Source organism: Aestuariispira ectoiniformans (assembly GCF_025136295.1).
Taxonomy (GTDB): domain Bacteria; phylum Pseudomonadota; class Alphaproteobacteria; order UBA8366; family Aestuariispiraceae; genus Aestuariispira_A; species Aestuariispira_A ectoiniformans.
The window spans coordinates 2,630,784-2,649,047 of the sequence record NZ_CP062788.1; the positions used below are offsets into that span (position 1 = coordinate 2,630,784).

The following is an 18,264-nucleotide window of genomic DNA, read 5'->3' on the forward strand; positions in this document are numbered from 1 at the left end:
ATATCCTGTGCAGCCCCGATAAAGGATAAGGGCTTTCGAAGGTGGGCGCATCTGCAAATACAAATAAGGCCGCTTCCCGGAAGAAGCGGCCTTACATTTGAAGGTCTTGTCTGGCTTAGACGTAAGATGATCCGAAGACCACTGACGGCAGCCAGTTTGCCAGATCCGGGAACAGAGCCAGAAGGACCAGTGCCAGAATCTGAATAAGGACGAACGGGATAACACCCTTGTAGATCTGCGTTGTGCGGACTTCCTCAGGCGCCACACCGCGCAGATAGAACAGGGCAAAGCCGAACGGCGGTGTCAGGAATGATGTCTGAAGGTTCATTGCCATCAGAACACCAAGCCATACCGGGCTTACCCAGTCGTTCTGCAAGAGGATCGGGGCGACAATTGGCACCACAACGAAGGTGATCTCGATGAAGTCCAGGAAGAAACCCAGGAAGAACATGACGAGCATGACGACAACGATCATACCCCATTCGCCACCCGGCATACCGGTCAGGAAGTTCTGAACCGCTTCGTCACCGCCAAAGCCGCGGAAGACAAGGCTGAACATTGCTGCGCCGATCAGGATGGTGAAGACCATGGCAGAGATTTCCATGGTGCCACGGTTGACCATTCGCAGAATGCCGGTTGACCATACGCGCCACAGGGCGACGAGAAGTCCCCATGCAACGCCCAGGCTGGCAATAGAACAGACAACGATGCCGATCATATCGCCCGTCGGGATGTCATCGCGCAGGATACGCAAGTCCATGAAGTTGGAGATTACCAGCATGGAAAGCAGGCAGACTGCGGAGATGTAAATCGGTGCGTTGGAATTGCTGTTCAGTGCGGACATGGCGTTGCGGAACAGACGAATGCCAACAACGACCACGCTGGCGACCATACCGATGAGGCCGACAGTCCACGGTGCTTCAAACAGGCTTTGACCCAACAGCATGAAGATCAGGAAGCCACCCAGTGCCGAGGCAATCAAACGGGCGAGGATGAGGCTGCCCTCCGGCTTTTCTTCGGTCATGACTGAGGGCATCCCCAGTTCCTGGACACGAATACCGGCGAGTAGCGTTGCACCCATCGCACCGACTGCAGCGGCCTCTGTCGGTGTGGCGACACCGGCGAGAATAGAGCCCAGAACAGCGATGATCAGAATGACCGGCGGGAGGAGGGCGTGCAGAATGCTGGCGCCCAAACCACGTTCGTCATCACCAGCCTGCGGAATCGGCGGAGAGCTTTCCGGACGCACAATGGCGACGAAAATCTGATAGAGGATATACATCCCCACCAGCATCAGCCCCGGAAGCAGTGCACCGGCGAACAAGTCACCAACGGAAACCGGTTCAGGAGACCAGTTGCCGATTTCGCGCTGTGCGTCGACATAGGCGTTGGAGATCTGGTCGCCCAGCAGGACGAGAACAATCGATGGCGGAATAATCTGCCCAAGTGTTCCCGCCGCGCAAATGGAGCCGCAAGCCAGGGACGGGTCATAACCGCGACGCATCATGGTCGGGAGAGACAGCAGACCCATGGTGACCACCGTTGCCCCGACAATGCCGGTCGATGCGGCAAGAAGGGCGCCCACAATGGATACGGAAATGCCCAGACCACCACGCAGGGAGCCGAAAAGGCGCCCCATGGTGTCGAGGAGCTCCTCTGCAACCTTCGACCGTTCGAGCATGACACCCATGAAGACGAAGAGCGGAACCGCGATTAATACTTCGTTCCAGACCGCGTTACCGAAAATACGGCTTGGAATATTTGCGATGAAAGACAGATCGAAAATGCCGAGGCCATACCCGATCATTGCGAAAATTAGAGCGACGCCCGCAAGGGTGAATGCGACCGGAAAGCCCAGCATCAGAACGACGCAGGCCACCGCAAACATCCCGACGTCGAGATATTCTTGTAAAAACATGATTACAGCCCCTCGTGTTCCTCATCTGCGGGCGGTTGTTCCTGCCCCGTTAAGACGCGCAATGAATGGATTGCCATGGACAGGCCCTGCAACAGAATCAGGACAAGGAACGCGATCATGGCCGATTTCAGGACAAAGATTGCGGGAATCCCGCTGGTTTCCTTCGACGTTTCCAGGATTTCCCAGGAATTGGCGACATAGGACCAAGTATAGACCATCATACCGATGCAAACCGGCCCAAGCAGCGCGAATACGCCGAAAATGTCGACCATGGCTTTTTTGCGAGGACTGGCCTCACGATAAAAAATATCTACGCGCACGTGGCCGCCATGCAGCAACGTATATCCGGCTCCCAGCAGGAACAGGAAGCCGTGCATGTAGATAATGGATTCTTGCATGAAAATTGATCCGTAGCCGAATACATAACGCAAAACGACCACAAGGAACTGGACAATCACCATGAACAACGCCAACCAGGCGACGGACATGCCGATCGTCTGATTTAGGCGGTCAATAGCGCGTGCCAAACAGGCGAGTGCTTTCAAGAGACGCCTCCCAGTGACTTCTTTGGTTTTTAACCGTTAACCCCAATATTGTTGCTTCGCATTATAGTTAACGAAATCGCTGTGCCCAGCAAAAATTGGGAAATATTATTGACCTAATTTCTCTGTAACGGCTTAGAAGATTGCGAAAAAAGAAAAAGCCTGCGCCAGAAGGCGCAGGCTTTCTTGTCTGACAAAAATGGTTGGGATTATCCCAATACCATCTTGCGTTTTGCCATGTAGCCACCGTCGGCCAGTTCGGACCAACCCATGGACTTGCGACGGAATTCGATGAAGGATTCGTAGACCCGCTTTGCGATGTCATCGGTTTCACCGGTTTCTTTCAGGACTTCTTCGGACGCCTTGCCGAAAGCCTTGAAGATGTCGTCGCTGAATTCACGCAGCTGGACGCCGTGTTTCGTCAGAAGAGTGTCCAGAGAGTCGGAGTTGTTTGCGTTGTATTCAGCATACATGGAGTTGTTTTCCGCCAGCGCACAATTGGTGACCAACTGCTTGTCTGCATCGGAGAAGCTCTCCCAGACGTCCTTGTTGATGCCGGTGGCAAGTGTCGAACCCGGCTCATGGAAGCCCGGCCAGTAGTAGTATTTGGTCACTTTGTAGAAGCCAAAGGCCAGGTCGTTCCACGGGCCAACCCACTCGGTAGCATCGATCGCACCGGACTGCAGGGCCGGGAAGATTTCGCCGCCCGGCAGGGCAACTGCGGATGCACCCAGGCGGCGAAGAACTTCACCACCCAGACCCGGCATACGCATTTTCAGGCCCTTGAGGTCTTCTACGGAGTTGATTTCTTTGTTGAACCAACCGCCCATCTGGACACCGGTGTTACCGCACATCAGCGGCTTGATGTTGAAGCCGCCAGCCAGTTCGTCCCAAAGGGCCTGGCCGCCACCATGCTGAACCCAGGCGTCCATTTCGTTACCGGTCAGGCCAAACGGAACCGCTGTAAAGAAGTTGAAAGCTTTGTGCTTGCCCTGCCAGTAGTATTCGGCGGCGTGATACAGATCGGCGGCACCACTGCTGACAGCATCGAAGGATTCGAATGCCGGAACCAATTCGCCTGCTGCATAGAGTTTAACGGTCAGTCGACCATCGCTGGACTGCGTGACGCGGTCAGCAAAACGCTGTGCGCCGGTGCCAAGACCCGGGAAGTTCTTCGGCCAGGTCGTGACCATTTTCAGTTCGCGTTTATTCTGGGCAATTGCCGGGGCCGGAAAACTTGCTGCTGCCGTGGCAGCAGCGGCACCGGCGGCTACAGATGCGCCTTTCAAAAAGTCGCGACGTTTCATTATGCGTCTCCCATGTTTGTTGTATTGGAGCCGCGTCCCCCAAAGTCATTCATATTGAAGAATGCAGACCCCTGTTTTGTTGCCCGAATTATTTGGTACCCCCTCCGGACAACTTACATAGGAGTCTTATAGCGCAATTTTGCTACATCGCAACAGAGCAAATGAGCAAATAAGAACCAAGACTTAGCGGAAAATGGAAATGCTTCACAAAATTTCTGATTTCTCGGCAGGCAATCTTTTCCACCCATGATGACCGAAGACTTCAAGCGGTTTAAAGCGTTCCTTGTAGGCCATCTTTGGGCTGCCCGGCACCCAGAATCCAAGATAAACGTGGCTGACATTTTGTTGCTGTGCCCACTGAATGAGGCTCAGGATGATGTAGCTGCCCAGGCTGTCTGCACCCAGGTCAGGATCGAAGAAACTATATACGGCCGACAGACCGTCGGTCATGAAATCCGCAAGGCAGGCGGCCTTTAGAATACCTTCCGAATCACGGAATTCGAACATGGACGAATCAACCGGGCTGGCGAGAACGAGGTTCAGATAGTCCCGCTCGGTCATTGATGCCATTTCGCCGTCACCGTGGCGGGATCGAATGTAGCGGTTGAAAAGCCTGTATTGCTCCGCCGATACTTTGAGGCCGACCTTGGCTATGGTCAGGTCGTCATTTTTTTTTAGGACACGTTTCCAGGATTTGGACCATTTGAAGTCGGTAACGGGAATGCGCACTGATTTACAGGCGTCGCAGCCGGGGCAGGTCGGGCGATAGATAATCTGGTGAGACCGGCGGAAACCGGCATGGGAGAGGCGCTCGAACAGTTTTTGACTGTTCTTGCCTGAAAGTTCGGTGAAAAGCTGTTGCTCTCTATTGCCTTCGAGGTATGGACAATCCATGACCCCCGACCGATGGAATACCACAAGGCCTTTAGGGCGCTGAAACGACATGGCAGACGTGCTCCGCATAGCTCCAAGCCGAAACTGAAACTTATTGTGCCGTTATCAGGGGGCAGAGTGCAAACGGAAAGAGAGAAAATCCGTAGACGTCGGCGTTAAGCGAAGTCGTGGGTGGTTACTGTTCCGCTGAAAATTTCGTGCAGGCAGCGGCCTTTGTCGTCAAACAGGCACCAGAGCAATAACAACCCGCCGGTAAAGCCGAGGGTGGCGTAGAACAAGACGACCTGGAGCAATGCCTGGAAAAAATCCACGTTACCGCCGTTGCGCAAGTTGGATACCCGCAACCCCAAAAGGCGCTGTCCAAGGGTTGCGCCGCGTGGCGTGGCGATCAGGAGGGAATGATAGAGGAAAGGGATAATGGCCAGTACAAGGCCTACCAGTCCGGACAGAAGGCCGAGGCTTAAAAATGAAATCATCAGGCCGACAGGCACGGCCAGGGACAGAATGAAGGCATCGATGAGATAGGCGACAACACGCCGGGCGACCACACCTTCACTAGCATGTTCGGAATGAATGCCGGTGCTGTCGTAACCGCTACTGTTTGTCATTTCTGTCGTTCCTTGGACCTTGGCTCTTGTCAGCAAATAGGGTCGCTTGCCCCATATTGCAAGTTGCAGCCTCCGTTAATCGAGAATCGAGGGAGGCACATCCGCGCCCTGGATGGTCCGCTTCCGGCTCTGGCGCAACAGCAGAATAACCATACGGCGGTTTTCAGCGGCATTGGGAGTTTCCGGTTTACTCGGTTGGGAATCGGCTTTCCCGACGATGGTTGAAAAGCGTGACCAGGGCAGGCCTTCGTCTTCAAGGAAGCGCCTTGCGACAGCCGCGCGATTAAATGAGAGCTCCCAAGGCGAGCCCGTTGATTCTTCCGGCGTTGTATGGCCGGAGATCGAAATCTTGTTTGGGAGTGGTTCGATAAAGGCCCTGATAAATCTGAGTAGTTCCTTCCCGAGATCAGTCAGCTCCGCACTTCCGGGTTTGAAATTTTCACGTTGTTGTTGATCAACGATTTCCAACTGCAAACCGTCTTTCGTCACGGAGACGCGAATCGATTGTTTAAGGTCTGCCAGTTCGGGAGGGAGTTGGTCCAGCGCCTGCTCCAGATTATTTTTTGTGGAGTAAAAGCGCTGGTTGTCCGACTGACGCTCCAATTCACCGACGTCGCCGGTGCTTTCCTGCTGGTCCGGTCCGCTGCCGCCGTCTTCCGCCTCCAGCTCACCTTTGGCGCTGGTCTGTCTATCCAGGGCTGCCGTATGCAGTTTGGTCTCACTTGGGCCTGGTTCATTGGTTGTGATGCCGCCAAAAAGGCCGCCGCTGCCGCTGGCGCCGGATGTTGTTCGGGTTGTCGGTGTGAAGTAGTTGGAAATCCCTTCCAGGACTTCCTGCTCCGTAGCATTCAGCAGCCACAGCAGCAGGAAAAAGGCCATCATGGCAGTCACGAAGTCGGCATAGGCAATCTTCCAGGCCCCCCCATGGGCGCCTGCTTCCTGGACTTTCTTAACCTTGAAGATGACTTCCTGGTCTTCGTTTGCCATTACTTGCCAGCCTCGTCAGTGCCTTGACTGGAGTCGCCTTTGGGAATCTCCAACAGGATGCTGATACGTCTGTTCCGGGGGGATTCGGGATTGCGCGGGTCGAGGAGTTCGGTATCCGCACGACCTTCTACTTCGACAACCCGTGCCGCAGGAAGGCCCGCATTGATCAGCCACTGCCGGGTCTGGATCGCGCGCATTCCGGACAGTTCCCAGTTCGTAAAGTCGTGACTTTTGCTGAAGCCATTCCGTTCGGTGTGACCGGTGATCGACACCTTATTCGGCAAGGTGGCGATGATGCTTCCGACCAATGCCAGCAGGCGTCTCGAATTAGACGTCAGTTTGGCGGAGTTTGGCCCGAACATGGGTTTTTTCTGCTGATCGAGAACCTGAATGAGCAAGCCTTCCGGCGTCATTTCGATTACAAGGCTGTCCTGTATTTCCTTGTAGTCGGGAAGTTCTTCAATCGACTGACGCAGTTGCTCCTTGGCCTTGTTCAGAAGTTCAATCTCTTCCTGTTGTTGTTGCGCCTTGGCTTCATTTGTATGGACTTCTTCCTCGCTCTTGCGCTCGACCCCCGCTTCCTTGCCTTTGGCTTCTTCGCCATAAGTCGGGACAGCAACGGAGACTGACGGGCGGGCGCTGGCAGATCTCATGGCGCCGTCGACGGCAAGGGCCAGCCCCTTCAGGGCTTCGCCGACTGCGGTTTCGTCTTCGGCAACGCTGGTTGGTGCAAAATACTGCGAGATTCCATACATCTGCTCTTCGGTGGTGGCATTAAGCAGCCAGAGCAACAGGAAGAAGGCCATCATGGCTGTGACAAAGTCGGCATAGGCAATCTTCCAGGCGCCGCCGTGACCTTCCGCCGGGATTTTTTTCTTTTTCGTCAGGATCAGCGGCGGTGAACCATCATCGCCTTCAAATGCGTCCGCCATTACTCGTCTCGCTTAGCCGTTAGACCGACGGCAACTCGCCGCTGGCCTCTTCGACTTCCAGGAAAGTCGGGCGATTGTGAGGGGCAAGAGCCTTACGTGCAAATTCAACCGAGACCTGGGGGGCGTAGCCTTGCAAGTGGGCCAGGATGCCTGCCTTGAGACAGCCCAGATAGGTCGCTTCTTCCTCCATGATCTGCTTGGCGGTGCTGGCAAGCGGTGCAAACCAGCCGTAGCACAACAGAATGCCGGTAAAGGTACCAACCAGGGCGCCGGCGATAAGTCCACCCAGAATTTCAGGCGGTTCCGAAATAGAACCCATTGTATGAATCACGCCCAAGACCGCGGCGACAATACCCAGTGCCGGGAAGCTTTCCGCCATGTTGGTCAGGGCGTGGCCGATGGTGTGGTCCTCGTGGTGATGAACTTCCAGCTCCTGGTCCATCAGGGCTTCAACCTCATGCGGGTTGTCCGTGCCCAAGGTCATCAGGCGAAGATAGTCGCAGAAGAATTCAAGTGCGTGATGGTCATTGTAGAAGCGGGGGAATTCCTTGAATAACGTGCTGTCATGCGGGTTTTCCACATGCTGCTCCAAGGCAAGCGCCCCTTTTTGTTTCATCGTCTTGAAGACCTGGTACTGCACCATAAGCAATTCCAGATAGTCGTCTTTCTTATATTTCGGGCCTTTGAAACATTGTCCGAGGCGTCCGAGGGCTTTCTTGACGACACCAATCGGGTTCGCGACGAGAAAGGCAGAAACGCCGGAGCCGAAAATGATAAGGAATTCGAAGGGCTGGTAAAGGACGTCGAGATGCCCACCAGTAGCCATGAAGCTGCCGATCACGCAGACGACCACGAGTACCATGCCTACAATTACAAACATAAGCTGAACTAACCCTTCTTACTCTTTCTCGCGGCCAAGAATAGAATGTTCAATGACTTAAAGTCTATCCCAATAGCCTCAAATACTTCTATAAACCTGTTCCAAGGGCAACATATTTGTATCGAATTTATTTTTGATCTGCTTGCCAGAGATAGAGAATTGTCTGGCGCTTATCGGTAACTTTTATTTCCCTGTCCGGTGAGACATCAGGAATTGTGAAGCTGTTACTGACCAGAATCGTTCCTTGGGAAGCCTCTGCGCAGAATTTCTCGTAGAGTGCCTTCATCGGCGCGGGGGAAAGAAAGCAATAGAGAATATCGGTATTGGAAATATCGGCTTTCCAGATGTCACGGCGGTAGATTTTGATGTTGCCGAGCCCTGAGAGTTTCGCCCGAAGGACCGCTGTCAGCCACAACAGCGGGGCGGTCTCAATACCTACAAAAGTCCAGTCGGGATTTTTGCGTGCAAGTTGAAGAAGCAGGCCTGCGGGGCCGCATCCCATATCCATGAATGAACGGTCATGAGCGTGGCCTGTTTGTTTTGTCAGAATTTCTCTGGTGAGGACCTCGGCGGTGTCGCTGTTGGTAAGGTAGAGCGGGACACGGTCATCCGCGCTGTTCCAGTAAAACAGCAGCAGGAGCACAAAAACCAACAAATAGGTCCAGGCCGGTAGCCCGGCGATAATCAGGACATAACACGCAAAGGGAAGACCGGCCTGAATCCAGAGCCACCAGCGAGGTAGGCGGAAGATGTAGGATAGGCCCGCCGCAAGGCAGCTTTGCAGGACGAGTTTTGCCGTCAGGGAAATATCATAGGAAAATTCGCGCCATAACAGTTGTATGATTCCAACGAGAACAAGGGCGGCCACTGCCTGCGCAGCAATTGCCAATATGATGGGGTAAAGTCGTTTCGCGCGCTGCACAGTGTTCTTTTTCCTCGCGTCAGCTTCCCGTGTGAGATAGACAGGACGCAGACAGAATTGCTGTTGCCGACGCGCAAGGCAAGAGCAGGTAAAACAAAAAGAAACGAATAAAAGGTTACAAGACAGAAGGCCGTCGGATGGAAACTGATATTTCAACGAGAGAGCTTCGGGATGCATGCGGACAGTTCGCCACAGGGGTGACTGTTATTACCGGGCGTTTGGACAAGGGAACCCCGGTCGGGGTTACGGTAAATTCCTTCACGTCCGTTTCGCTCGAGCCGCCGCTGATTCTTTTTTGCCTGGATAAGCGGGCGTTGAGTTTTGATGCCTTTTCCCTGAACAGCAGCTTTGTCGTAAATATTCTGGCATCCGACCAGGAATGGTTGTCGAATCAGTTCGCACAGCAGGGCGGCGACAAGTTTACCGGCGTCGACTACACAACCAATGCATTCGGTGTGCCGGTCCTGAGCGATTGTCTGACAACAATAGAATGCAGGATGCATGCTGTTCACGAGGGCGGTGATCATCAGATTATTGTCGGCGATGTCATTCGCATTGATAACCTGGGTGAGGGCGCGCCATTGCTCTATTTCAGAGGGGGCTACGAGCGCCTGGCTTAAGTATCAGGCCCGTTGGTTAAAGAAAAAGGCGCGAGAAACTCGCGCCTTTTTGCATGTTCCACGATGCTAGGAGACTAGCATTCCGTAACGTTTACGGCCAAACCGCCCTGGCTGGTTTCCTTGTATTTGGAATGCATATCCAGTCCGGTCTGGCGCATGGTTTCAATGGCTGTATCAAGGAAGACAAAATGTTGGCCGTCGCCTTTAAGGGCGAGGGAGGCTGCGTTAATCGCCTTCACGGCACCCATTGCGTTGCGCTCGATGCAAGGCACCTGAACCAGACCTGCAACCGGATCGCAGGTCATGCCCAGATGATGTTCCATGCCGATTTCCGCAGCATTTTCAATCTGTTCGTTGGTCGCCCCGAGCGCGGCTGCAAGCCCGGCTGCTGCCATCGCGCAGGCGCTGCCAACTTCACCCTGACAGCCCACTTCAGCCCCGGAAATGGAGGCGTTGAGTTTGATCAGGGACCCGATCGCGGTTGCCGTCAGAAGGAAGGTACGCACCCCTTCTTCGTTGGAACTTGGAACAATGTCCTCGTAATAGCGCAGGACGGCGGGAATAATGCCGGCAGCGCCGTTGGTCGGCGCGGTGACAATGCGCCCACCAGCAGCGTTTTCTTCATTGACGGCAATCGCAAACATACTCACCCAGTCCATGGATTCGTGGGGGGAGTATTCGTTTTTCATCCAGCTCTTCTTGAGCTTTTCATACATGTCTGGCGCGCGGCGCTTCACGTTGAGGCCGCCCGGCAGAATGCCTGGTTGCCGAAGCCCTCTGTCGATGCAATCGCGCATCGTCCTGTGAATCTTCTTCAGGCCACGGTTGATATCGGTTTCGCTGTATTTTGTTTTTTCATTCTCGAAGACCATTTCGGCGATGGTCTTGTTGTCGGCCTTTCCCATGTCCAGCATTTCGCGGGCCGTATTAAAGGGGAAGGGAACGTCGGTGTGGTCCATCGGGTTGCCCTGATTCAACTCTTCCACCGTCGCAACGAAGCCGCCGCCGATTGAGTAATAGATGCCTTCATAAAGTTCGGATTCATTGGAATCGTAGGCGACAAACCGCATGCCGTTGGTGTGGCAGGGCAGCAGCTCGTCGAACTTGAATATCAGATCGGTGCTTTCGGTGAAATTAATCACCTTTTTCTTGTCGAGATTGATGCCGCGGGAACTGCGGATGTCTTCCAGAATGCCCGGGACGTTATCGGGATCGACATCGTCGGGAACTTCCCCGGCGAGACCCAGCATGACAGCGGTATCCGTCCCATGGCCCTTACCGGTAAGGGCGAGCGAGCCGTATAGTTCGATCAGAATGCGGCTTACGGCGTCGAATTTTCCTTCGGTCTGTAATTCATCAAGGAACCGACGCCCTGCAACCATCGGTCCGACTGTGTGAGAACTGGATGGCCCGATGCCGATCTTGAACAGTTCAAATACGCTAAATGGCATGTCGTGAAGCCCTTTACCTACATATTTTGTTATTTGTTTGCTTATCTGTCCCCACAGTGTGCACACCATATATCTAGAATTCCGGGCGCGGAACCCCAAGCTGCGAGACATAATATTTTCCAATTGCGGCATTGTTTTGTAACGCCGTTAACTCGGATTAAATTTATTTGTGCGAAACATAAGGAATACCCATATGTAGAACATGGCGTCTTCACTTGACGGGAAAGCCTAATCTGGCATGTTTGGCGCAGTTTCCCGGTATGTTCGGGAACCAATCGATAAGAAGAAAAGTATAAGGGATGCGGTTTCCCCTGCCCATAATTGGTGCAAGTACCTGCATATCGAACAAAAAAACAGAGAGTTAATGAGGGATAGCCAATGAAGCGGGATAGCCATTTCAAAGATGTCGATTCCATGATCAAGGCACTCAAGCCGGGATATCCGGTTTATTGCCTTCGTCCGGACGAGTTGAAAAAGAACGCGAAGATGTTTTTGGACAATTTTCCGGGCCGGGTCATGTATGCGGTGAAGTGTAATCCGCATCTATCTGTTTTAAAGGCATTTTATGAGGCGGGTATCCGGCATTTCGACACGGCGTCCCTGGCGGAAATTGCGACAATCCGTGAAAACTTCCACGATGCGGACTGCTATTTCATGCATCCGGTCAAAGCCCGCAGCGCCATTCTTTCGGCAGACAAGGTCTACCGTGTCGACCATTATGTGATCGACCATGAGGCAGAGCTGAAAAAGATCGTTGATGTGACAGGTGGAGGTAATGGCCAGGTCGTTATCGTGCGCCTTGCGACCCCTCAGTATGACGCGGCTTTTGCCCTGTCGGAAAAATTTGGGGCAACCCCGGATGAGGCGGTTGAGCTTTTGAAAAAGGTCGTGGCGGAAGGATGTCAGACGGGATTGGCGTTCCACGTCGGCTCCCAGTGCCGTGACAAACAGGCATATGCGACGGCCATGGAAGTGGTGAAGGATGTGATCGAACGCGCGGGTGTGAACCTTCATTATCTGGACTGTGGTGGTGGCTTCCCCGCGCACTATGTGGAAGACCAGCCGGAACCGCTGATGAGTTATTTCCAGACGATCAAGGAAGAAGTCAGCAAGCTGCCGCTTCGCGGGGATTGTACATTGATGTGCGAACCGGGGCGCGCCCTGGTTGCCAGTGGTGTATCTCTCGTGGTTCAGGTGCATCTGCGCAAGGAAAACAGCATCTATATCAACGATGGTGTCTATCACAGCCTGTCTGAGACCATGACAGCCAACGTGAAAATGCCGATGCGTGTCGTTCGGTTGGATGGGACGGTGTCGGACAAGAAGGCACCCTTCAAGATTTTCGGCCCGACCTGCGACTGCACGGATGTGTTGCCTTATGAAGTCATGCTGCCGGACGATGTGCAGGAAGGTGACTGGATCGAGATTGGCCAATGCGGTGCTTACTCCAACTCGATGTCGACCAAGTTCAACGGGTTTTTCCCCGAAACCTATGTAACTGTGGACGCACCGCCTTTGACACCGGACGCATTGGACAGCGATATGTCGACCTCTGTTAAGGGGAAGAAAAAGAAAATCGCAGCAACTCCCGCAGAGGGCGAGGACGAGAAGCACGCTGCCTAGCCAAGCGATGATTATTTTGTGACGAAGGAACCCGCGCTGTAGACGTCAGCGCGGGTTTTTTCTATGAAGGGGGCAGTGTACCGGATGGTCACATGCACAATAGCCTGATTTGGGGGAAAGATGCGCGCCGTTTCCAGACTTCTATGCGTTGCCGGGTTGTTTATCGCGGTTATGGTGTCCGCCATATCCGTTCAGGCCATGGACCGGCAAGGGCTTTACCAGAAGGCGCAGGAAACTTCCGCTGCATTGGCCAAGGTGGAACCGGGCCGGGTTTCCGTTGATGAATACCGGCATATGGCTGTGCAGGTTGCAGGGCTTCTGAAGGCATTGTCCTTTCAGGAGGCGGCCGCAAGGGCGCAGGACAAGGCGGCACCGCCCAGTTCGGCAGCTCTTCGCCCGGGGCAAAAGGAACCGAAAGGACTGCTGATGCAATCCCCCGGTGTTGCTGTGCCCTTGTCGCAGGTTCCCGACGAGTGGTTCTACGGCTACCTTGACCGGGTCAAGGTCAATATGGCCCATATGATGGGAATGCTGGATACCAAAACCAGCATGCCGGAGGATCTTAAGCTCCTGGCCGAAACGATACGCGATCAAATCGGCCTTATGAGCCGCCCACCGAGGTCTGCCGAAAACGGTTAGCCGTTTTTCAAGGCAACGGCGAGGTCTTTTGCGAAATAGGTCAGCACGCCATCTGCCCCAGCCCGTTTGAAGGCCATCAGGCTTTCCGGAATAACCCGGCTTTCGTCCAGCCATCCGTTAAGGAAGGCGGCCTTGAGCATCGCGTATTCGCCGGAGACCTGATAGGCAAAGGTTGGTACGGCAAATTCATCTTTCACGCGTCGCACGATGTCCAGATAGGGCATGCCCGGTTTGACCATGACCATATCAGCGCCTTCTTCAAGGTCCTTGGCAACTTCCCGAAGGGCCTCATTACTGTTGGCCGGGTTCATCTGATAGCTGTATTTGTCGCCATGCAGCGCAGCACTTGAGCCGATTGCATCGCGGAACGGTCCGTAGAAGCCGGATGCGTATTTCGCGGAATAGGCCATGATGCGGACATCCTGGTACCCAGCCTTGTCCAAGGTTTCGCGAATGGCGCCAATCCGGCCATCCATCATGTCCGACGGTGCTACTGTGTCATAACCGGCTTGTGCCTGAACCAGCGCCTGACGGCACAGCACGTCGACCGATTCGTCGTTCAGGATTTCGCCGTCACGGATCAGGCCGTCGTGACCATGTGTCGTATAGGGGTCCAGTGCGACGTCGCCAATCAACATAATTTCAGAGCAGACGTCGCGGATGGCGCGTGCTGCTTCACAAACCAGGTTTTCCGGGTTCAGGGCCTCAAAGGCGTCGGCCGTTTTCTTGGTCGGGTCCGTATAAGGGAAAAGGGCAATGCCTGGAATTCCCAATTCATAGGCGTCCTGGGCTTCTTCTCCAATGCGGTCGATGCTGTAGCGATGGACGCCGGGCATGGAGGGGATTTCGTCTTTGACGCCTTTGCCATCCACAACAAACACGGGCCAGATCAGGTCATCCGTCGTCAGCTTGTTTTCAGCAACCATACGGCGCACGGCAACGCCCTGGCGGTTACGACGCATGCGGCTGGTAGGAAAGCTTCCTAAATTCAAACTGCTCATTTCTTTCTGATCCTCGGAAAACTTGAAGGCTTGTTATGGTTGTGTTCAGTATGGCGCACGATCCTAATGCGCTTTCCGAGAGGGAACAATCCCATAGCGACGCAATGACGCTGTTCCGGAAATGAACAAAAAGGGCCGGTTCAAAACCAGCCCTTCTGGTCAGTCATCTGTTGTTTTCGTCAGGCGGCGTCCAAGGCCTGCTTCAGGTCGGCCAGGATATCGTCGATATGTTCGATCCCGATGGACAGGCGGACGTAGCTTTCGTTGACGCCTGCGGCTTCCTGTTCTTCTGCACTCAACTGGGAGTGCGTGGTTGTTGCAGGGTGAATTGCAAGCGAGCGTGCGTCGCCGATGTTAGCCACATGATAGAAGAGCTTGAGGCTATCGATGAACCGTGCGCCGGCCTCTTTGCCGCCCTTGATATGGAAGCCGACAAGCGCACCATGACCGCCGTTCAGGTATTTGTCTGCCCGTTCCTTTGCAGTGCCGGTTGCCAGGCTCGGGTGGATGACGTCTGTGACGGCCGGATGCCCGGAGAGAAACTCCGCAACAGCGGAAGCATTACGGTTATGTTCGCGCATCCGCAACGGCAGGGTTTCCAGCCCCTGGATGGTCTGGAAAGCATTGAAGGGACTCTGCGCGCTGCCCAGGTCGCGCAACAGTGTTACCCGTGCCTTGATGATATAGGCGATGGGTCCCAGAGGCTTGACCGCCTCGGTCCAGACAGCGCCGTGATAGCTCGGGTCTGCCTCATTGAGATAGGGCTGGCGGTCCTTGAGGTTTTCCCAGGGGAAATTGCCGCCGTCGACAATCATGCCGCCGATGGAAGTACCATGGCCGCCGATATATTTGGTGGTGGAGTAGATAACGATTGCAGCACCATGATCCAGCGGACGGCACAGAACCGGTGCGGCCGTGTTGTCCATGATCAGGGGGATGCCGTATTCACGCCCGATATCCGCCACTTCCTGGATCGGGAAGACGTCCAGTTTCGGATTGGGCAGGGTCTCGGCATAGAAGGCACGGGTCCGGTCATCAATCGCGTTGCGGAAGTTTTCCAGATCACTGGGGTCGACGAAACGGACTTCGATGCCCTGATCCTTCAGCGTATGGGCGAAGAGGTTCCATGTTCCGCCATACAGGTTGGTGGAACTGACGATATTGTCCCCGGCTTTGGCAATATTCTGGACGGCAAAAGTGGATGCCGCCTGACCGGAGGCAACGGCCAGGGCTGCCACGCCGCCTTCCAGCGCCGCCACGCGCTTTTCCAGCACGTCGACCGTAGGGTTCATGATCCGGGTATAGATATTCCCCAATTCCTCCAAAGCAAAAAGCTTGCGGGCATGTTCGGCGCTTTCGAACTGATAGGAGGTCGTCTGGTAGATGGGAACGGCAACGGAACCGGTTGTCGGATCCGCGCGATAACCGGCGTGCAGGGCGATGGTTTCCGGGTTCTTGCTTTCAAAGGTCATGATGTCTCCCCCACGGTGACGATTGGTGGTTGTTTTGAAATCTATCGCAAGGATGTCCTTAAAACGTTTAGTTCGTCAAGAAGAATTATTGTTCGTTTTAACGAATTATGTGCGTTTGACTATACGATAAGAACAAATGAAGACGGCAGAAATTTGCTGCGCAATTGACAGGCAACAAATTCGCACTATCATTCCCTCCACCATACGCATGCGTATGGACGCTAAAAATTAACAAGCAAGGCGGGACAGGATGCAGTTCGAGCTGACGGAAGATCAACGGGCCTTCCAGGATATGGCGCGAAATTTCGCGCAAAATGAGATGGCTCCATACGCAGGCGAATGGGACAGCAATTGCACCTTTCCGGAAGAGACCTTGCGCAGGGGGGCGGCGCTCGGCTTCGGTGGGATCTACTGTCAGGCGGATCATGGTGGTTCCGAACTGACCCGTCTGGATGCGGCCATCATTTTTGAGGAATTGGCAGCAGCCTGTCCGTCAACCGCGGCCTATATCTCGATCCACAACATGGCCAGTTGGATGATCGACCGTTTCGGTGGAGATGACGTGCGGGCGCGCATGCTTCCGAAACTTATGACGATGGAGCATTTTGCGTCCTATTGTCTGACCGAACCAGGGTCGGGTTCCGATGCGGCTTCATTGAAGACGAGAGCGGATACTGATGGCGATCATTACATCCTGAATGGCACCAAGGCGTTTATTTCCGGTGGCGGGCGCAGTGATGTCTATGTGGTCATGGTGCGCACAGGAGAGGAAGGGCCGAAAGGCATTACCTGTCTTGCGGTAGAAAAAGACACGCCGGGACTGAGCTTTGGCGCCCAGGAACAGAAACTGGGTTGGAAATCACAGCCGACATCCACGGTTATTTTTGAAGACTGCCGTGTGCCGGTCGCCAATCGCATTGGCGACGAAGGGCTGGGCTTCAAGATTGCCATGGCGGGGCTTGATGGCGGTCGATTGAATATCGGGGCATGTTCTCTTGGCGGTGCGCGCGCCAGCCTGGAGGCTGCCAAGCAATATATGGCGGAACGTAAGCAGTTTGGAAAAACGCTCGACCAGTTTCAGGCGCTGCAGTTTAAATTTGCCGATATGGCGACAGACCTGGAAGCAGCGCGTTTGATGCTGCACCGCGCGGCGGATTCCCTAGACCGGAAAACGGCGGAGGCAACGACCTATTGTGCGATGGCGAAACGACTTGCGACCGACATCGGTTTCCAGGTCGTCAATGATGCGTTGCAGCTTCATGGCGGATATGGATACCTGAAGGACTTCCCGCTAGAACGGTATATGCGAGACCTGAGAGTCCACCAGATTCTTGAAGGGACCAATGAAATCATGCGTGTCATCATCGCGCGTAAATTGTTAAGTGACTAATACAAGGCATTGATATGGAAGCGGAAATCCTGTTTGAAGAAAAAGGCGGCGTCGGCCTTATCACGTTGAACCGTCCCAAAGCGTTGAACGCGCTGACCCTGGGTATGATTCGGGAGATGGACCCGAAACTGCAGGCTTGGGAAACGGACGATTCCATTAAGGCAATCGTGATTAAAGGCGCGGGTGAAAAGGCATTCTGCGCAGGCGGCGACGTGCGTGCCGTCTGGGATGCCGGTAAGTCCGGCGGTGACCTGACCAAGGAATTCTTCTATGAAGAATATATTCTGAACCGGCGCATTCACATGTTCCCAAAGCCCTATGTTGCTTTGCTTGACGGGATCACGATGGGAGGGGGCGTCGGCCTTTCCGTTCACGGCAGTCACCGGGTCGTCTCAGATCGCCTTCTGTTTGCGATGCCGGAAACGGCGATTGGCCTTTTTCCCGATGTCGGCGGAAGCTGGTTCCTGAATAAATGCCCGGGTGAAAGCGGGATGTATCTGGCTTTGACCGGGGCCCGCCTGAAAGCGGCGGATGCAATGGCAGTCGGTATCGGTACGGAATATGTGCCGTCAGAGCAGGTCGCGGAACTGGAGCAGGCGCTGACATCTGCAGACTGGTCAACGGGCGACGCGCAGGCGGTCGTCGACAAAATCGTGGCAGGCTTTGCGCAGGACGCTGGGGCAGCGACCATTGATCAGAACTTCGATACGATCGACCGCTGCTTCGCCAAGGACAGTGTCGAGGAGATCCTGGCAACCCTGGAAAGCGAAGGTGGAGAATTCGCGGCGGAGACGCTGAAATTCCTGTCCAAGAAATCGCCCACTTCCATGAAACTGTCCTTCAAACAGTTGAGGGAAGGGCGCAAGCTGTCTTTCGATGACTGCATGACGATGGAGTATCGGTTGAGCCAGGCCTGTATGGCTGGCCATGATTTCTATGAGGGGATTCGTTCCGTTCTCGTGGACAAGGACCACAACCCGGCATGGAACCCCGCAACGCTGGAAGATGTTAGCGATGCGGCCGTCGACGAGGCTTTCGAGAGCCTTGGTGATCGGGATTTGCGATTTAACTGATGTGA

17 protein-coding genes are annotated in these 18,264 nt (G+C 54.4%); 5 read left to right on the plus strand and 12 right to left on the minus strand.

Annotated features, from left to right (window positions below):
- Positions 1-115: 115 nt before the first annotated feature.
- The 9 genes from IF205_RS12240 to IF205_RS12280 all read right to left on the minus strand — a co-directional run bounded on the left by IF205_RS12240 (position 116) and on the right by IF205_RS12280 (position 8,990).
- Positions 116-1,918: a TRAP transporter large permease gene (locus IF205_RS12240; RefSeq protein WP_259779650.1), complete on the minus strand. Its 1,803-nt coding sequence runs from the start codon at positions 1,916-1,918 to the stop codon at positions 116-118.
- 2 nt (positions 1,919-1,920) lie between these two features.
- Positions 1,921-2,463: a TRAP transporter small permease subunit gene (locus tag IF205_RS12245; protein WP_259779651.1), complete on the minus strand. Its 543-nt coding sequence runs from the start codon at positions 2,461-2,463 to the stop codon at positions 1,921-1,923.
- Between the two features lie 206 nt (positions 2,464-2,669).
- Positions 2,670-3,767, minus strand: coding sequence for a TRAP transporter substrate-binding protein (locus IF205_RS12250; protein WP_259779652.1), 1,098 nt, complete (start codon positions 3,765-3,767; stop codon positions 2,670-2,672).
- 204 nt (positions 3,768-3,971) lie between these two features.
- A complete protein-coding gene (locus tag IF205_RS12255) occupies positions 3,972-4,730 on the minus strand; it encodes an arginyltransferase (RefSeq protein ID WP_311195692.1) in 759 nt (252 codons plus the stop codon).
- An 86-nt stretch (positions 4,731-4,816) separates the two neighbouring features.
- On the minus strand, positions 4,817-5,269 hold the full coding sequence (locus IF205_RS12260; RefSeq protein ID WP_259779654.1) for an RDD family protein: 453 nt from the start codon (positions 5,267-5,269) through the stop codon (positions 4,817-4,819).
- Between the two features lie 75 nt (positions 5,270-5,344).
- Complete coding sequence (locus IF205_RS12265) at positions 5,345-6,256, minus strand: flagellar motor protein MotB (RefSeq protein WP_259779655.1); 912 nt, start codon at positions 6,254-6,256, stop codon at positions 5,345-5,347.
- Entirely contained in the window at positions 6,256-7,188 is a 933-nt protein-coding gene (locus IF205_RS12270) for a flagellar motor protein MotB (protein WP_259779656.1), read from the minus strand. The genes IF205_RS12265 and IF205_RS12270 overlap by 1 nt, the downstream gene beginning before the upstream one ends.
- Before the next feature lie 19 nt (positions 7,189-7,207).
- Positions 7,208-8,068 carry a flagellar motor stator protein MotA gene (gene motA / locus IF205_RS12275; protein WP_259779657.1) on the minus strand — a complete coding sequence of 287 codons (861 nt, stop codon included), beginning with the start codon at positions 8,066-8,068 and terminating at the stop codon, positions 7,208-7,210.
- 127 nt (positions 8,069-8,195) lie between these two features.
- A complete protein-coding gene (locus IF205_RS12280) occupies positions 8,196-8,990 on the minus strand; it encodes a class I SAM-dependent methyltransferase (protein WP_259779658.1) in 795 nt (264 codons plus the stop codon).
- Positions 8,991-9,127: 137 nt separating this feature from the next.
- Here IF205_RS12280 and IF205_RS12285 point away from each other — a divergent pair, with 137 nt between their 5' ends.
- Positions 9,128-9,610, plus strand: coding sequence for a flavin reductase family protein (locus tag IF205_RS12285; RefSeq protein WP_259779659.1), 483 nt, complete (start codon positions 9,128-9,130; stop codon positions 9,608-9,610).
- A 74-nt stretch (positions 9,611-9,684) separates the two neighbouring features.
- Here the strand turns inward: IF205_RS12285 and IF205_RS12290 are convergent, their stop codons facing one another.
- Positions 9,685-11,061 (minus strand): L-serine ammonia-lyase, encoded by a 1,377-nt coding sequence (locus IF205_RS12290; protein WP_259779660.1) that lies wholly within the window; start codon positions 11,059-11,061, stop codon positions 9,685-9,687.
- Between the two features lie 378 nt (positions 11,062-11,439).
- Here IF205_RS12290 and IF205_RS12295 point away from each other — a divergent pair, with 378 nt between their 5' ends.
- Entirely contained in the window at positions 11,440-12,684 is a 1,245-nt protein-coding gene (locus tag IF205_RS12295; RefSeq protein ID WP_259779661.1) for a type III PLP-dependent enzyme, read from the plus strand.
- Positions 12,685-12,804: 120 nt separating this feature from the next.
- Entirely contained in the window at positions 12,805-13,323 is a 519-nt protein-coding gene (locus tag IF205_RS12300) for a hypothetical protein (RefSeq protein ID WP_259779662.1), read from the plus strand.
- Here the strand turns inward: IF205_RS12300 and hemB are convergent.
- Both hemB and IF205_RS12310 read right to left on the minus strand, forming a co-directional pair.
- Entirely contained in the window at positions 13,320-14,324 is a 1,005-nt protein-coding gene (gene hemB, locus IF205_RS12305) for a porphobilinogen synthase (RefSeq protein WP_259779663.1), read from the minus strand. The genes IF205_RS12300 and hemB overlap by 4 nt on opposite strands.
- A gap of 179 nt (positions 14,325-14,503) precedes the next feature.
- Entirely contained in the window at positions 14,504-15,796 is a 1,293-nt protein-coding gene (locus IF205_RS12310) for an O-acetylhomoserine aminocarboxypropyltransferase/cysteine synthase family protein (RefSeq protein WP_259779664.1), read from the minus strand.
- Between the two features lie 250 nt (positions 15,797-16,046).
- Between IF205_RS12310 and IF205_RS12315 the strand changes: the two genes are divergently transcribed.
- Both IF205_RS12315 and IF205_RS12320 read left to right on the plus strand, forming a co-directional pair.
- The gene (locus tag IF205_RS12315; protein ID WP_259779665.1) at positions 16,047-17,186 is read left to right on the plus strand and encodes an acyl-CoA dehydrogenase family protein; all 1,140 of its coding nucleotides are present in this window, start codon (positions 16,047-16,049) and stop codon (positions 17,184-17,186) included.
- Positions 17,187-17,200: 14 nt separating this feature from the next.
- Positions 17,201-18,259, plus strand: a complete 1,059-nt coding sequence (locus IF205_RS12320; protein ID WP_259779666.1) for an enoyl-CoA hydratase/isomerase family protein — start codon at positions 17,201-17,203, stop codon at positions 18,257-18,259.
- Positions 18,260-18,264 lie beyond the last annotated feature (5 nt).

Excerpts from the sequence above, each read along its gene's own strand:
- hemB (WP_259779663.1), bottom strand. The coding sequence starts at position 14,324 with ATGAGCAGTTTGAATTTAGGAAGCTTTCCTACCAGCCGCATGCGTCGT.
- IF205_RS12300 (WP_259779662.1), top strand. The coding sequence starts at position 12,805 with ATGCGCGCCGTTTCCAGACTTCTATGCGTTGCCGGGTTGTTTATCGCG.
- IF205_RS12255 (WP_311195692.1), bottom strand. The coding sequence starts at position 4,730 with ATGCGGAGCACGTCTGCCATGTCGTTTCAGCGCCCTAAAGGCCTTGTG.
- IF205_RS12320 (WP_259779666.1), top strand. The coding sequence starts at position 17,201 with ATGGAAGCGGAAATCCTGTTTGAAGAAAAAGGCGGCGTCGGCCTTATC.
- IF205_RS12240 (WP_259779650.1), bottom strand. The coding sequence starts at position 1,918 with ATGTTTTTACAAGAATATCTCGACGTCGGGATGTTTGCGGTGGCCTGC.
- IF205_RS12290 (WP_259779660.1), bottom strand. The coding sequence starts at position 11,061 with ATGCCATTTAGCGTATTTGAACTGTTCAAGATCGGCATCGGGCCATCC.
- IF205_RS12315 (WP_259779665.1), top strand. The coding sequence starts at position 16,047 with ATGCAGTTCGAGCTGACGGAAGATCAACGGGCCTTCCAGGATATGGCG.
- IF205_RS12265 (WP_259779655.1), bottom strand. The coding sequence starts at position 6,256 with ATGGCAAACGAAGACCAGGAAGTCATCTTCAAGGTTAAGAAAGTCCAG.
- IF205_RS12285 (WP_259779659.1), top strand. The coding sequence starts at position 9,128 with ATGGAAACTGATATTTCAACGAGAGAGCTTCGGGATGCATGCGGACAG.
- IF205_RS12295 (WP_259779661.1), top strand. The coding sequence starts at position 11,440 with ATGAAGCGGGATAGCCATTTCAAAGATGTCGATTCCATGATCAAGGCA.
- IF205_RS12310 (WP_259779664.1), bottom strand. The coding sequence starts at position 15,796 with ATGACCTTTGAAAGCAAGAACCCGGAAACCATCGCCCTGCACGCCGGT.
- motA (WP_259779657.1), bottom strand. The coding sequence starts at position 8,068 with ATGTTTGTAATTGTAGGCATGGTACTCGTGGTCGTCTGCGTGATCGGC.
- IF205_RS12260 (WP_259779654.1), bottom strand. The coding sequence starts at position 5,269 with ATGACAAACAGTAGCGGTTACGACAGCACCGGCATTCATTCCGAACAT.
- IF205_RS12250 (WP_259779652.1), bottom strand. The coding sequence starts at position 3,767 with ATGAAACGTCGCGACTTTTTGAAAGGCGCATCTGTAGCCGCCGGTGCC.
- IF205_RS12270 (WP_259779656.1), bottom strand. The coding sequence starts at position 7,188 with ATGGCGGACGCATTTGAAGGCGATGATGGTTCACCGCCGCTGATCCTG.